Below are 14,512 nucleotides of genomic sequence, written 5' to 3' on the forward strand. Positions count from 1 at the left end.
GGCAAAAAGCGCCGGATATGGAGATTGCGGTGTTCCGGAAGAAATTGCCGGTTTTCTGAACAATTCACCCGACTTCCTGTCACTTCACTCAACGATTTGTGGTTGAGCACCTTGAGTGACCATCCTTTGGAGCTGTTTTGGCACAGAAACACTTGCATTCAATGCGGGGCAGCAGAATTCGAATTTGAGAACTCGACGGCCTAAGTACGCAATCCTACGATGATTTTTCCTGACAGTTGCGACGTTCGAACCTTCCACGCAATGCAAATTTCTGTTTTGCGTCAACTAGCTTTGAATTTTGCATAAGCCCCCCTAATGAAGTTGACTTGAATTGAACCGGACGTACTCTAACCATCCCATTTACGCCATATTACCCACTGCGGATGTCGCAGCACGGCGTTCCCAAAACGAACGAGGAGTTCAAAAGATGAGATTTGTGTTGTTTTCAATGACCTGTGCCTTGGCTGTCATGATGTGCAGCGAAGACGTCGAAGCGGGACGAAGGTCACGCTGTAAGGTACGCCAGTGCTGCGTCGTGCCTTCCTGCAATGTTGCAACCAGCAGTTGTGCGTCGAGCTGTGGCGGATGCGGTTCTGTAAGTGATTGCGGCAGCTGTGGCGGATCAAGCTGTGGTTCGCCTTGCGGATCTGCAGGTTGCAGCACATGCGGAACATCTGGATGTGGCAGTGTTGGCGCAAGCGGCGGCTGCGGCGGAACATGGGAAACTGTTGAGCAGACAGTCATGGTTCCTCAAACTGTCATGGAGACGCGAACCGTCACTGTAAACGTTCCAGTTCAGGAACAGCGACAGGGTACGCGAACTGTATGCAAGACAGTCATGGACACTCAGGAAGAAAACTACACTGTTATGGTTCCTGTTCAGGAACAGCGACAGGGTACGCGAACTGTTTGTAAGACTGTTATGGAAACAAAAGAAGTTCCTTACACAGTCTGTGTTCCTTACCAGGAACAAATGACGGGTACGCGAACTGTTTGCAAGACCGTTCAGGAAACGAATGAAGTTCCTTACACAGTCTGCGTTCCATACCAGGAACAGATGACGGGCACTCGCACTGTTTGCAAAACTGTCACCGAGTCTAAGGAAGTTCCTTACACTGTTTGTGTTCCTTACCAGGAGCAGATGACTGGAACTCGCACTGTTTGCCGTCAGGTACCAGTTCAGAAGTTCCGCACAGTATGCCGTGATCAGGGTCACTGGGAAGAAGTTGCCAGCGGATGTGGTTCTGGCGGATGCAGCACCGGCTGTGGTTCTTCATGCGGCGGTTGTGCCAGCAGCTGTGGCGGATGCGGTAGCTGTGCTTCAGCGTGCGGCGGTTGCGGTTCTTCATGCGGTGGTTGCGGATCAGCCAGCGGTTGCGGAACTTCATGCGGATCTTCATGCGGAACGACTCGCCGTTGGGTTTCCAACCAGGTTCAGGAGCAGGTTCCTTACACTGCTTACGAAACTGTACGCGAAGAAGTTCCTTACACTTACACCGTGACGAAGACTCGTCAGGAACAGAAGACTCGCACAGTTCAGGTTGCTCGCCAGGTTCAGGAAGAAGTTCCTTACACCTACACCGTGACAAAGACTCGTCAGGAACAGCGAACACGAGCTGTAACGACGTGTCGTCAGGTACAGGAAGTAGTTCCTTACACTTACACCGTGACGAAGACTCGTCAGGAACAGAAGACTCGCACAGTTCAGGTTCCTCGTCAGGTTCAGGAACAGGTTCCTTACACCTACACTGTCTGTGTTCAAAAGCCTGAAACGCGAACACGCACTCGTCAGGTCGCTCGTCAGGTACAGGAAGAAGTTCCTTACACGTACACCGTGACGGTTAACCGTCAGGAGACGCGTGAAGTTCAGGTTGCTGTGTGTCAGCAGGTTGCTCAGACTGTTAGTCGTCAGGTTTACCGACCAGCTTGTGGCGGTAGCGTTGCTGGCGGTTGCTCAACTGGTTGCGGATCAACCAGCGGCGGCTGTGCTGGTAGCTGTGGCGGATGCGGCAGTTCTTGCGGTTGCAACTAATTATTAGCTGCGTTGCAGTATGATTTTCGAAGCCCGGCCTTTTCCAAAAAGGCCGGGCTTCTTTATGCTCAGAAGCACGATTAAGCTTGCATAGACAAGCCAGCTGCTGGCTGTCGAATGTCTCGATAGTTGGCCCAGCGTCCTTCGTTCCACCCACATTCGGCGTTACTCAACAACTGACTGAAATCGGCATCATGAATCACCGGCACCTCAATCAGCTAGCTATCACTCTCGCAATCTTGGCCACCTCTGCGTCGATCGCAATCGCTCAATCGGCACCACAGTTTGTCGCGCGGCGCGACATCTCGTTGTCTGGCGAAATCGTGGTGCTGGCCGGAGAACTGATCAGCACGGTCAGCGTCGAAAACGGTAAAGCGACCATGGTACTCGCGGATGGAAAACGCGCGACTGTGGATCGAAGCGAACTGGCTGACGTCAACGAAGCCGTTGGCGTGCTGTCGACATTGATTCAAAAAGATCCCAAAAACTCGCGCCTGTATTCAGCGCGAGCCAACGTTTGGGCCGTCAGGAATGACTTTGCAAAAGCGATCGAAGATGCAACTCGCGCGATCGATGTGTCTGATGCTGAAGACGCCACACTGCACGTGAATCGAGGTGTGTTTTATGGATCAACCGGTGACTACGACAAAGCTGTGGCGGACTACGTGAAAGCCACCGAGATTGATCCCAAGATGTATTCGGCTTACCGCAACCTGGCCTCGGCTCATGTTGCCCGCCAGGAATTTGATAAAGCCGTGGAAGTTTGCACTCAGTTGATCAAGGTTAACGACGACAATGCTCAACACTATATTCAACGCGGCGTGGCATTTCGGCATCTGAAGAACTGGGATGCTGCCATCGGCGACTTTTCCAAAACTCTTGAGCTGGATAAGAATAACCTCGCGGCGCTGGGAAGTCGCGGGTTTGTTAATTATCTGAAGGGTGACCACGCAGCAGCCGTCAAAGACTTCGATGCGATCATCAAGCTGAAGCCGGACGACGCGATGGCCTACAATAATCGAGGCTACAATGCGTTCATGTCGGGCGACTACAAACAAGCGCTGGCTGACTACGACAAGGCGACTTCATTGCTTCCAGCTTATGCCGCAGCGTGGCAGAACAAAGCGTGGCTGTTAGCAACCTGCCCACAAGATGACATCCGCGACGGTGAAGCCGCGATCGCCGCCGCGAAACAGGCCACTAATTATCGTCAGCAGAAGAATGCTTCCGACGTCAAAGCCCTTGCCGCTGCCTATGCAGAAACTGGCAACTTTGAAAAAGCGGTTGAGCACCAGCGATCTGTTATTGGCCTTGTGGGCGAAGACCAGAAGAAGGACGAAGAGTTAATTCTGGCGATCTATCAAGAGAAGAAGCCGTACCGAACGAAACCTGCCACATCGACTCCAACAGCAACGCCGGATGCGGCTTCCAACAGCGACACCGAGGGCAAATAGCGGCAGACGCATCCGCGTCTCTGACCTGGTCGCAGCGTCAAAAGCCGAAATGCGACAGCTGCCGCTCTTATCCGCGGTTGCCAGCGTATTTCCGGCGGCTGGCTCACGACTTTTCACTCCTTAGCTGTACCACGTCCCGTTGGACAGTCTGATATTCGGAGTACAGGCGGCATCCGGGCGCGGATTCGGCGCGCATCATTGTCAAACGCCGGAAGCCGGCCCTAAAGCAGTAGTCGCATGGAAATGTGGGCGCAGGCAGTTCGGGCCAATGGGCGTTTTTCAACCAATCTCGTGCAAATTCAATGACGACTGGTACAATTTCTCGCGTTAAAGTACGTATTCAACTCTTGCGGCTAATCCTGTCGCGACTAATTGACCGTGCTTAGTGCCCTCTGTCTTTGAAGAAAGCCGTCCATGAGAAGTTTGCATCGTCGCTCGCGTGAGCGTGGTTTCACTCTGATCGAATTGCTCGTGGTGATTGCCATTATTGCAATCCTGATTGCGTTGCTGTTGCCAGCCGTACAGCAGGCACGCGAAGCGGCCAGACGGACGGAATGCAAAAATAACCTAAAGCAAATTGGCCTGGCGCTGCACAATTATCACGATTCGCATCTGGGGTTTCCGCCAGGCTGGATCGATCAGGCGGGCGCATATCAGGTTGGAGCTCGCGGCGCCAATTGGGGGTGGATGTGTTACATCCTGCCGGGACTCGATCAGGGAAACCTGTACAGCCAGCTTGGCGTTGGCGACGTAGCGCTCACGTATGCACTGGACGATGCCACTCGATGGGCGCTAATGAAGAAGCCGTTGAAGGCGTTTCGCTGTGCTTCTGATTCGGCTCCGGGTGTGAACACGATTCAAACCTTGATGTCGAACACAGGCGCTTTAAGAGAAACGGCCATCGCCAACTATGTCGGCACAAACGGCGGCGGTGATTGGAGTCCTCATCCGTACCTGAACAACGCAGTGCAGCAGCCGGCGCCGGCCGTGCCAGTCAATAACCTTCTGGCCGGATCATTCGGCATGAACAGCCACGTCAACTTCAGGGACTTCACAGATGGCACCAGCAACACCATTATCACGGGTGAACGAGCCTGGGATTTGCCGACGCCCACACGTCCTGGCGCTGCCTCTGGTGGCAAAGATATCTGCGGCGCGGCCACGATTTATGGCGCGTCGTACGATCCCGACACCGGTCTGGCACGACAGGAACGAACTCTGGCTCGCGGCGTTTACGGCATTAACCAAACCGGCGACGACCCCAGCAGTAGTCCGACGGTTTCCGTTTGTGCGTCGTCCTATTCCAGCCGACATCCAGGAGGAGCTCAGTTCTTAATGGGAGACGGAGCCGTCCGATTCATCAGCGAAAACGTGCAGCGTAACCAGGTCGACCTGCAAGGCGACTACGTGTATCAGAATCTGCTTAACAAATCCGACGGCTTTGTTCTGAGCGATTTTTAAGCTCCGGTATGCGGGGCGTGCTTCGTCGCGACGTGCCTCTGGCTGCCGGCTTTGACGACTGGCAGTTAGCAGTCCAGGACATGCTCACGGTGCTTCCCGTGTAAGCAGGCTACGCGATGATGTCTTCCGCCACGCGACCGGCGACGTCAGTCAGCCGGAAGTCTCGGCCTGCATAGCGGAACGTTAAGCTTTCATGCTCCAGACCCAGCAGGTGCAACATGGTGGCATGCATGTCGTGAATGTGCATTTTGTCGACGGCGGCATAGTAGCCGTAGTCGTCGGTCGCCCCGTAGGCCAGGCCGCCTTTCACGCCGCCACCCGCCATCCACATGGTAAACCCGTGTGGATTATGATCGCGTCCGTTGTTGCCCTGAGCCGTCGGCGTGCGACCAAACTCACCGCCCCATACGACAAGCGTGTCGTCTAAAAGCCCGCGTGCTTTCAGGTCGGTCAGGAATCCGGCAATAGGCTTATCGACTTCGGCAGCGTTTTTGGTGTGGCCGTGGTACAGGTTGGAATGCTGGTCCCACTGTACTTCGCTGTCGCTATGAGTCACCTGGACAAAGCGGGTGCCGCGTTCCAGAAAGCGGCGAGCCATCAGGCATTGCCGGCCGAAATCTTCTGTTACGGCGTCGTCCATGCCGTATAGTTTTTGAGTCGCTTCGGTTTCCAGTGACAGGTCCTGCACTTCCGGCATCGCTGCCTGCATGCGGAATGCCAGTTCGAAGGAATTCAGCCGCCCTTCTAACGCCTGGCTGCGCCCCGCGACTTCCAGGTGATCACGGTTCATGGCGTTGATGAGGTCAAGCTGCCGCCGCTGCACGTCCGTTGACAGGCGTCCGTTACGAATGTGTTTGACCTGCGCCTTTGCGGCAGCGAGGCTGGCGTTGCCGATTGGCGTTCCCTGACAATAGGCTGGCAGAAACGCGGCTCCCCAGTTGTTCACTCCGCCGTGAGCGAGCGTCGGGCAAATGGTCACGAAGGCCGGCAGGTTTTGGTTTTCTGTTCCCAGCCCGTAAACCACCCATGATCCCATGCTCGGCCGAACAAACTGATCCGTACCCGTGTGCAGCTTTAAAGCCGCTCCACCGTGAGCCGGATTCGTGCCATGCACAGAACGCAGAATGCACAGGTCGTCGATATGTTGAGCGACATGCGGGAACAGCTCGCTGACCGGCAGTCCGCTTTCTCCGTAGCGTTTGAACTTCCATGGAGAACGCAGAAGATTCGACTGCTTCGCAAACGTTACGCGAGGCAGATCAAAAGGCAACGGCTTGCCGCTGTCACGCTGCAGCATTGGCTTCGGGTCGAAGGTGTCGACGTGCGACGGGCCGCCCTTCATAAACAGAAAGACAACTCGCTTCGCACGTGCTGGAAGATTGGGAAGCTGCGGCGCCAGCGGGTTAGCTGGCGTCGTTGTCTTCATTGATGCAGCCGTGGCTTCCCGGCCCAGCATTGCCGTCATTGCCAGTTGGCCAAAACCAATGGCGGACGTTTGCAGCAGACGGCGGCGAGTTTGCAAATTGCAGTCTGACATTATGATCGTTTCTGAAAATTGATGATGTATCTTGCGGGCCACTTCGGGGCGACAATCGGCATTGTTCCGAACGCCAGCAGCTTGAGACTCGGCTTCGCTCGATTATCTGACGTAGATGAATTCGTTGCTGGCGAACAGGGATTGGCATAGCAGTGACCAGGCTTCTATCTCCGCCATTTCATCAATGCCGGTCGCCGAGACTCGTTGTGCTGTGAACTCGTCGACATAAGCCAGTGCTCGGGCGATTTCTTCATCGCGAGGCGGACGATTCAACGTTCCTTCGTAGGCGATGCGAACACGGTCGGCATTGCCACTGGCCTGCGAAGTCACAGTGGCCGCCAGAGCGTTCGCTGAATCCATAATCAAATCAGAATTCATCATCAGCAATGCCTGAGGCGCCACGACGGTTTCATTTCGATGCCCGGTGACCATTGTAGGGTCCGGGAAATCGAACTGCTCGAACATTGTGTACAGGTTGTTGCGAATGATTGGCAGGTACATGCCGCGTCGCAGGCTGTCGTACTTGGTGTGATCAACGGACGTGTGATTGAACACAAACTGCCGGTTGCGCAACGGCACGGACTTGCCGCCAATCGACATATCCAACCGATTCGAAACTGCCAGGACGGCGTCGCGAATCTGTTCGGCTTCCAGTCGCTGCATACGAAACTTCCACAGCAGCAGATTCTCTGGATCCTGCTCCGCTGCTTGATCACCGTCAGGATGTGTGGACGCCATTTGATAGGTGTTCGACGTCAAAATCAGTCGATGCAGATCCTTCGTCGACCAGCCATTCTCCATTAGCGATCGAGCCAGCCAGTCCAGCAGTTCCGGGTGGCTCGGCCGATCTCCCAGCCGTCCGAAATTCTCCGTCGTTCCGACAATTCCGCGTCCGGTATGCCAGCCCCAAACCCGATTCACGAATACTCGAGCCGTGAGCGGATGTTGAGTGTTGACCAGCCAATTCGCCAACTGCAGTCGCCCGCTTTGCGACTTCGGAAATACGGGCCGTACCGTTGATGCTCGCATCACGATGGGGAACTCGCGTGCAACGGGTTCACCCAGATTTAGGTGACTGCCGCGAATATGGATCGGCAGTTCAGCCAGAGTTTCCTGTTCGCTGACACCCATGGCCGCCGGTTCGTCCGGCGCATTGCTCTCCTTAACGCGAGCGGCTTCTTCCAGCTTGTAGTATTCCTGCAGCGTAGCATCGTCAAAGGCGTATTCGACCTTGGGGGGCACTGCCAGAAATCCGGACAGGTCGTTTAATGCACGCTTGGCTTCTTCGATTTCAATGGCCGGAATATCGCCGCCGCTTGTTGCACCCGAAGCCGCCGCAAAACGAGCCCGATAGTGTTGTTCAACGGCCTCAGCACCGCCGGAACTCGCCAACAAATGCCACGGCGCGAAGAACGGATCATCGCGGTTGTAATCAAGGTGTAACCGGCAGTGGTGCAAAATTCGGGGGTGCAGTCCCAACGGCTTCGCGATTGCGGTGACCTGCGATAGTGCCATCGATGGATCGAAGGTCGTCGCAGCCATCAGATATTCCGTGGCCTTCGACCTTGCGTCGTCACGGACTTTTGCGATCGCCTTGTTTTTGAATGACGCCGCTGCACTTTTAAGTTTCGCAATTTCAGCGTCGACAACTTTTAGCTTCGCCAATTCTTCTTCCGTGGCGAAGGAGTATTCATGCCAGTACTTGATGGCACCTCGCCCTTCTTCGACGAACGTGCGAGTGCTTTTGAAGATGGCGGCCAGAGCGTAGTAGTCCTCCTGCTTCAGCGGATCAAACTTGTGATCATGGCACCGGACACACCCAACGGTCATTCCCATAAACGCCTTGCCGAACGTATCCAGCTGCTCGTCGATGGTGTCCATCACCAGCTTTTCCATGTCCGGTTCGGCCAGAACTTTCGCTCCCAGAACCAGAAACCCCGTTGCCGTTTTTGTTTCGGCTGTGGCGTTCGGGACAAGGTCTCCGGCAAGTTGTTCGACAACGAACTGATCGTACGGTTTGTCGCTGTTGAAGGCGTTCACCACGTAGTCGCGGTAACGCCATGCGTTGCCGTGCGCGAGGTTCTCGTCCAAGCCGTTCGAATCGGCGTATCGAGCCACGTCCAGCCAGTGCCGCCCCCACCGCACTCCGTATTGGGGCGAGCTTAACAGTCGTTCAACCACCTTCGTGAAAGCGTCCTCAGATTCGTCGGCCAGAAATGCGTCGACCTCTTCCGGTGTCGGCGGCAAGCCCGTGAGGTTGAACGTGACTCGCCGAATCAGCGTTCGCTTATCGGCCCGCGGCGCGGGTTGAAGCCCTGCCGCTTCCAGCTTGCTTAAGATGAACGCATCGATGGGATTCCGCACCCATTCTGTATGTTCAACCTCAGGCACGTCCGGCGAAGCAACCGGCCGAAACGACCAGAACTCGCGACCATCTTCAATTGACATGCCCGTTGGTTTGGCCCCCGACGAAACGGCGTCCGTGCGTGGGTCAGGAGCACCCATGGCCACCCATTTTTCCAGCACTGCAATCTCAGCATCCGGCATGCGATTCTGTGGCGGCATTTGCAGGTCGCGGTTTTTGTATCGCACTGCCTCAATCAGCAGACTTTGGTCTGGCTTGCCGGCAACAACGGATGCCCCGCTGTCTCCGCCGTTCAGCACGCCAGCCTTCGAATCCAGCAGCAGTCCACCATTCACTTCGTCGCCTGCGTGGCATTCGTAGCACCGCTGAACAAGGACAGGCCGGACCTCTTTTTCGAAGAATTCCTGCTGTCCCGCGGTGATGGCTGCTGACGCATCCGAGTCGTCCGCAGCCGTCAAATCGGCGCAGCAAAAAGTGACGAAAATTGACAGGGGAAAGCAGAATAGTCGGAGAGATGCCATGTAAGACGACCGTCTTTCGTAGCTTGGTGGGAAGGCATAGTGGCGGGGCAGAGATTCTACCATTTGATTCGGACGAAAGCGAACATGAAGTTCGATCGGCGCATCCGGGGCGTGGCTTTTCGCCAGTCTGCCGCAAACACGCCCCCCGTGCGATGATTCGTACGTCCAGCCTATTCGCTGTCTGCGACACGATAATCTTTGGCTCGGGGGAAATTGTCCGGAACAGAACTGGACATCTTCGAAGCTTTCGCAGATGGCGTCGGCGAGATCAGTGGATCAATTCTGTCAAAGTCGTCACAATCCGCCACGTCCAGTTGTCTTGTCAAAGGAAAATCTTCCACGTGAGTACCGGGTCTCATTACACCGTCTTGGCTCGCCGATTTCGGCCGCAGGCGTTTGGCGACGTTGTCGGACAGGAGCACGTCTCTCAGGCGCTGTGCAACGCCATTCGTTCCGGTCGAGTGGCCCACGCGTACTTGTTTACTGGTGCCCGCGGCGTTGGAAAGACTTCCAGTGCTCGTATTCTGGCCAAAGCTCTAAACTGCCCGAACGCCGTGGACGGCGTTCCGTGCAACGAGTGTGAAATCTGCGACGGCATCTCGGCGGGCGACGACGTCGACGTCATGGAGATCGACGGTGCGTCCAATAACGGCGTTGAAAATATTCGCATGCTGCGAGCCAACGTCAACATGCGGCCGATGCATTCGACGTTCAAGATTTACATCATCGACGAAGTTCACATGCTGTCGACGGCCGCCTTCAACGCGCTGCTGAAGACGTTGGAAGAACCACCGCCCAACGTGAAGTTCGTGTTTTGCACGACTGAGCCCAATAAGGTGCCTGACACGATTTTGTCACGCTGCCAGCGGTTCGACTTCAGCGCGATTGGCGAAGAATCGATCGGTAAACGGCTGAAGGAAATCGCAACGGCCGAAGGCTTTGAAGTGGAGGACGAAGCCGTTGAACTGGTGGCTCGACGAGCACGAGGGTCGATGCGAGACAGTCAGTCGCTGTTCGATCAGTTGCTGGCTTTTAGCGAAGGGACCGTCAAGGCGGACGACGTGCATCGTATGCTGGGCACCGCCAGCGATGACATGCTTGTTGCTTTGTTCGACGCGATGTCACAGCATCGGCCCGGCGAAGTGCTCAACATTCTGGACCAGGCTCTCACGGCGGGTGTGCAGGCCGGTGAATTGCTTGACCAGTGCGTCGGCTACGTCCGAGACCAGATGGTCACTCTTTCCGGCGGAGCAAAAGTGCCGCTGTGCAGCGTGGGAAACAGTCGGCGAGAATCCGTGCAACAGCAGGCCGCCGCACTAGGAATGCCTAACGTCATGGCTGCGTTTCAGATTTTGTCTGAGGCGAAGGGCCGAATGATGCGCAGCACATTTGCTCGAGTCCTGCTGGAAATGGCACTCGTTCAGATTGCGATGCTCGAAAATTTGACGGCAATCAGCAGTTTGCTGTCGGGCAACCTTCCCGCCTTGCCAGACCACGCGGGTGCGACCGAGTCCACTGTGGCGCCTGCCGCTGAAGCGTCTGCGACTGACGAAAAAAAAAACTTAGCGGAAACTAGTGCCGATCCGGAAAAACCGGCCGACGGTCCTGCCTCCCCATCGCCTGAGATCAAATTCAGCGCAGAGAATGCTGAGCGGATTCTGGCGGAACTTATTTCAGAATCAGGGTTTACGCTTTCTGCCGCTCTCAGGGTTGTTTCGTCAATAGCAATTTCCGGGCCAAACGGGCTGGAAATTCAACTGGGTGCATCCTATGATTTCCAGCGACGCGTGATTGAGCAGTCGGAAAGTCGGCTGGCAATCCAGGCGATAGTCTCACGTCTAACGGGTGTTGATGCTGCGGTTAGTATGAAGCTGATTGCAGATTCTCCACCGGTCACAAATAAGGCTGAGCCTGCCGCGGCTGCGCCTGCGAAGCCAAAGTTGGCAGACGCAGGGAAGAATGAACCGCCGAAAGTGAAAGGTCCGTCGCCGTTGCGAATTCGTAACGACGTCGATCCGGAGCAGGACGCGTTTGTGCAGCAGGTAGTGCACTTTTTTGACGCAACGGTCGTGCGTGTTACTGACGCCCCGGTGCGGCGAGACGTGCCGGACGAAGATACATAGCGGTCGAATGCAGTTCAGGATCGAACAATCCTCAGCACTCGGCAAACAAGACAGGAAGTGACGAATGTTTGATCAGCTCAAAAACCTTGGCAGCATGATGGCTCAGGCCCAGCAGCTTCAGGGCAAGATGGCAGAAGCCAAAGACAAAATCTCAGAACTGCGCGTCGAAGGGATCGCCGGCGGTGAAATGGTCCGCGTCGAAGCGACCGGCGACATGAAGATTATTGGCGTGCATCTGGAACAGAGTCTGGTGGAAACTCAGGATCGCGAGATGATTGAAGAGCTGGTTGCTGCGGCAACGAATCAGGCTCTGCAGAAAGCCAAAGAAGCGTCAGCAGCCGCGATGTCAGACATCGCCGGTGGCCTGAACATCCCTGGCCTGGGTGATGCGTTGTCAAAAATGGGTGTTGGCGGCGACGGCAACTAGAAGACGGCATCACTTACGGTTTTGTGCGAGTGTCTGTCCGGGGTCATCGAAAGCATAGCGTTAGGCGGCCTTGGAGGGCGGTCTATCAAGTAACAGGGCTGCTTGTGGCTCGTGTCGTGGCTGAGGCTTCCAGCTCCAGTCGTACAGGGATGGTGGAAGTGAAATGGGAATGAAAACAGACGAAGCAGATCATCCGTACGGGCGCAGTGTCGCTCGGCTGATTGAAGAATTTAACCGGTTGCCCGGCATCGGTAAGAAGTCAGCAGAGCGACTGGCCAACCACATCCTTGCCTGCTCAGCGGCCGACGCAAATGCTTTAGCAGACGCGATTCGAGATGTGAAAACGTCAGTAAAGCGATGCTCGATATGTTTTAATTTGACTGAAGACGAAGTGTGCGGCTTGTGCAGCAACGATCGTCGCGACCCACAGGTCGTGTGCGTCGTCGAACAGCCGCGCGACGTGGTGGCGTTGGAATCCAGCGGTGCTTTCACAGGACGCTATCACGTTTTGGGCGGCAGAATCGCTCCTCTGGAAGGCATCGGCCCGGAGAATTTAACCATCAACCAGTTGGTAAAACGTGTTCGACGCGATGGCGTCAAAGAACTGGTGATGGCCACAAACCCTACTCTTGAAGGCGACGGTACAGCCTTGTTCATCACAAATCTGCTGGAAAACGACGACGTCCGAATCACGCGACTAGCGCGCGGGATAGCGTCGGGAAGTGTTCTGGAGTTTGCAAATCGAGAAATGTTGGCCGACGCGTTGCGCGGGCGGCAGTCGTTCTAGTGACCTTTTTATTGTTTTCTGATGTGTGCCACTGGCTCTGCCAGTGCTTTCCAGGACAAAAGAGCACTGGCGGAGCCGGTGGCACACGAACCGTCAATTCATGCCTGACTCACGACCAGTAACCTGTGTAGATTGCGAAAACACAATTTGACCTGAATGATCTCCGTCAGTTTTTACCTTTAGTCATCAAGTTCCGCACACATCGCGTTCGGCCCCCTCCATGCATCTCAACATCTCTCAGCAAATGAAGATGAGCCAGCAAATGAAGCTGGCTCCGCGGATGATCCAATCGATGGAGATTCTGCAGTTGAACATGATGGCGTTGAACGAACGGATCGAACAGGAACTGGTGGAAAACGTCACGCTGGACCTTGTCGACAAAGACCGGGACAACCCCAGCGACGCACCGGACGAGGTGATTAAGTCAGACGATCCCAAAGAAGCTCGCGAGCTGGAAAAGGACGTCGAACAGCGCGAACTGGTTGCGGAAGGCGAAGGCAACAACGAATCTGACTTCGAACGCTTGCTGGAAATTTCGTCAGAATGGCCCGAAGACAACGTCGGTTTCGGCGGCGCGGCACCTTCTGCGAATCAGATTTCGGATAGTTCCGATCGTCAGCACGACGCGATGGCCAACATGACGGCCCGGCCGCAGTCGCTGCACGAATATCTGCTGGAACAATTTGCGTTCAACTCCATTGATGACACGCTGCGACAGTTCGGTGAATATTTGATTCAGCACCTGGATCATAACGGGCGAGTTCAAAGCCTGCTTCCGGAAATCTGCCAGCAGTTCAATCGAGTCTACGATCAGCATGTCACGAACGAGCAGGCAGAAGAAGTTCTGCAGATGATTCAGCAGCTTGATCCGCCTGGGGTTGGTGCTCGCGATCACAGCGAAATGCTGCTGCTGCAGATCACGGACAACATGCCGTTTCACGAAGTCATGCGTGTCCTGGTCCGCGACCATCTGGAAGACATTGCCTACAACCGGCTACCCGTCATTCAGAAGGCAACCGGCTACAGCCTCGATATGATCAAAGTCGGAATCGAACAGGTTCAGACGTTGAATCCGTATCCAGGACGCGGCTTCGAACAGCGACCGGTGCAGCGAGTCACTCCGGATCTGGCATTGGAACGAGACGACAAGGGAGCGTACGTTGTTCGGCTGTTGGACGAATACGTTCCCGAACTTCGCATCAGCCCTCGTTACATCAAGATGCTGAAGAATCATCCCACGCCCGAGACGCGGGAATGGATCAAAAAGAAGATCGAGTCCGCTCGCTGGCTGATCGAATCCATCGAACAGCGGTACAGCACCGTCAAAAAAGTGGCTCAGGAAATCATCGATCACCAGACTGAGTTTCTGGACAAAGGCCCGGAACATATCGCCCCGCTGAAAATGCAGCAGATTGCGGATCGCGTAGGCGTTCATGTCACGACCGTGTCGCGAGCGGTCGACGAAAAGTGGATTCAAACGCCGCGAGGCCTCTTCCCGCTAAAGCGATTCTTCGGTGGTGGAACTCAGACCAGCGACGGGGAAGAAGTCGCGTGGGACACGATCCGAATCAAGCTGCAGGAACTGATCGACGAAGAAGACAAGTCGAAGCCGCTAAGTGACGACGCACTGGTCGAAGCGCTCGCTAAGCACGGCCTCAAACTGGCTCGCCGCACCATCACGAAATATCGCAAGCAGATGGGAATCCCAAGTTCCCGCCAGCGACGCGAGTATTAGAGCAGCTTACCTTTTGTTGTGGACGGTTGGGGCTCGTGGGAAACAGCCTTCATCGTCCGAAACGCCTGAT

Annotated in this window: 11 protein-coding genes and 1 pseudogene; 8 read left to right on the forward strand and 4 right to left on the reverse strand. The window is 55.3% G+C overall.

Annotated features, from left to right (window positions below; genetic code table 11):
- Positions 1-420: 420 nt before the first annotated feature.
- Positions 421-744: a hypothetical protein gene (locus Fuma_RS34735; RefSeq protein ID WP_077022906.1), complete on the reverse strand. Its 324-nt coding sequence runs from the start codon at positions 742-744 to the stop codon at positions 421-423.
- 16 nt (positions 745-760) lie between these two features.
- Here Fuma_RS34735 and Fuma_RS36605 point away from each other — a divergent pair.
- Positions 761-1,045, forward strand: a pseudogene (locus Fuma_RS36605) (hypothetical protein); the annotation flags it as partial.
- A 52-nt stretch (positions 1,046-1,097) separates the two neighbouring features.
- Here the strand turns inward: Fuma_RS36605 and Fuma_RS36120 are convergent.
- A complete protein-coding gene (locus tag Fuma_RS36120; protein ID WP_229360999.1) occupies positions 1,098-1,388 on the reverse strand; it encodes a hypothetical protein in 291 nt (96 codons plus the stop codon).
- A 110-nt stretch (positions 1,389-1,498) separates the two neighbouring features.
- Here Fuma_RS36120 and Fuma_RS36125 point away from each other — a divergent pair, with 110 nt between their 5' ends.
- From Fuma_RS36125 to Fuma_RS03455, 3 genes are all read left to right on the forward strand, one after another.
- Positions 1,499-2,032, forward strand: coding sequence for a hypothetical protein (locus tag Fuma_RS36125; RefSeq protein WP_229361000.1), 534 nt, complete (start codon positions 1,499-1,501; stop codon positions 2,030-2,032).
- A 194-nt stretch (positions 2,033-2,226) separates the two neighbouring features.
- Positions 2,227-3,486 carry a tetratricopeptide repeat protein gene (locus Fuma_RS03450; protein ID WP_077022908.1) on the forward strand — a complete coding sequence of 420 codons (1,260 nt, stop codon included), beginning with the start codon at positions 2,227-2,229 and terminating at the stop codon, positions 3,484-3,486.
- 414 nt (positions 3,487-3,900) lie between these two features.
- Positions 3,901-4,947, forward strand: a complete 1,047-nt coding sequence (locus Fuma_RS03455) for a DUF1559 domain-containing protein (protein ID WP_077022909.1) — start codon at positions 3,901-3,903, stop codon at positions 4,945-4,947.
- 109 nt (positions 4,948-5,056) lie between these two features.
- Here Fuma_RS03455 and Fuma_RS03460 read toward each other — a convergent pair whose 3' ends face one another.
- Positions 5,057-6,484 carry a DUF1501 domain-containing protein gene (locus Fuma_RS03460; protein WP_077022910.1) on the reverse strand — a complete coding sequence of 476 codons (1,428 nt, stop codon included), beginning with the start codon at positions 6,482-6,484 and terminating at the stop codon, positions 5,057-5,059.
- A gap of 102 nt (positions 6,485-6,586) precedes the next feature.
- Positions 6,587-9,370: a PSD1 and planctomycete cytochrome C domain-containing protein gene (locus Fuma_RS03465; protein ID WP_077022911.1), complete on the reverse strand. Its 2,784-nt coding sequence runs from the start codon at positions 9,368-9,370 to the stop codon at positions 6,587-6,589.
- Between the two features lie 341 nt (positions 9,371-9,711).
- On the opposite strand from Fuma_RS03465, the gene dnaX reads away from it, so the two are divergent.
- From dnaX to rpoN, 4 genes are all read left to right on the forward strand, one after another.
- On the forward strand, positions 9,712-11,493 hold the full coding sequence (dnaX, locus tag Fuma_RS03475; protein WP_077022913.1) for a DNA polymerase III subunit gamma/tau: 1,782 nt from the start codon (positions 9,712-9,714) through the stop codon (positions 11,491-11,493).
- Positions 11,494-11,557: 64 nt separating this feature from the next.
- Positions 11,558-11,920 carry a YbaB/EbfC family nucleoid-associated protein gene (locus Fuma_RS03480; protein WP_077022914.1) on the forward strand — a complete coding sequence of 121 codons (363 nt, stop codon included), beginning with the start codon at positions 11,558-11,560 and terminating at the stop codon, positions 11,918-11,920.
- Positions 11,921-12,089: 169 nt separating this feature from the next.
- Positions 12,090-12,707, forward strand: coding sequence for a recombination mediator RecR (recR, locus tag Fuma_RS03485; protein ID WP_099091783.1), 618 nt, complete (start codon positions 12,090-12,092; stop codon positions 12,705-12,707).
- Positions 12,708-12,927: 220 nt separating this feature from the next.
- Positions 12,928-14,442, forward strand: coding sequence for an RNA polymerase factor sigma-54 (gene rpoN, locus Fuma_RS03490; protein ID WP_077022916.1), 1,515 nt, complete (start codon positions 12,928-12,930; stop codon positions 14,440-14,442).
- The last annotated feature ends 70 nt before the right edge of the window (positions 14,443-14,512 follow it).

Source organism: Fuerstiella marisgermanici (assembly GCF_001983935.1).
Taxonomy (GTDB): Bacteria; Planctomycetota; Planctomycetia; order Planctomycetales; family Planctomycetaceae; genus Fuerstiella; species Fuerstiella marisgermanici.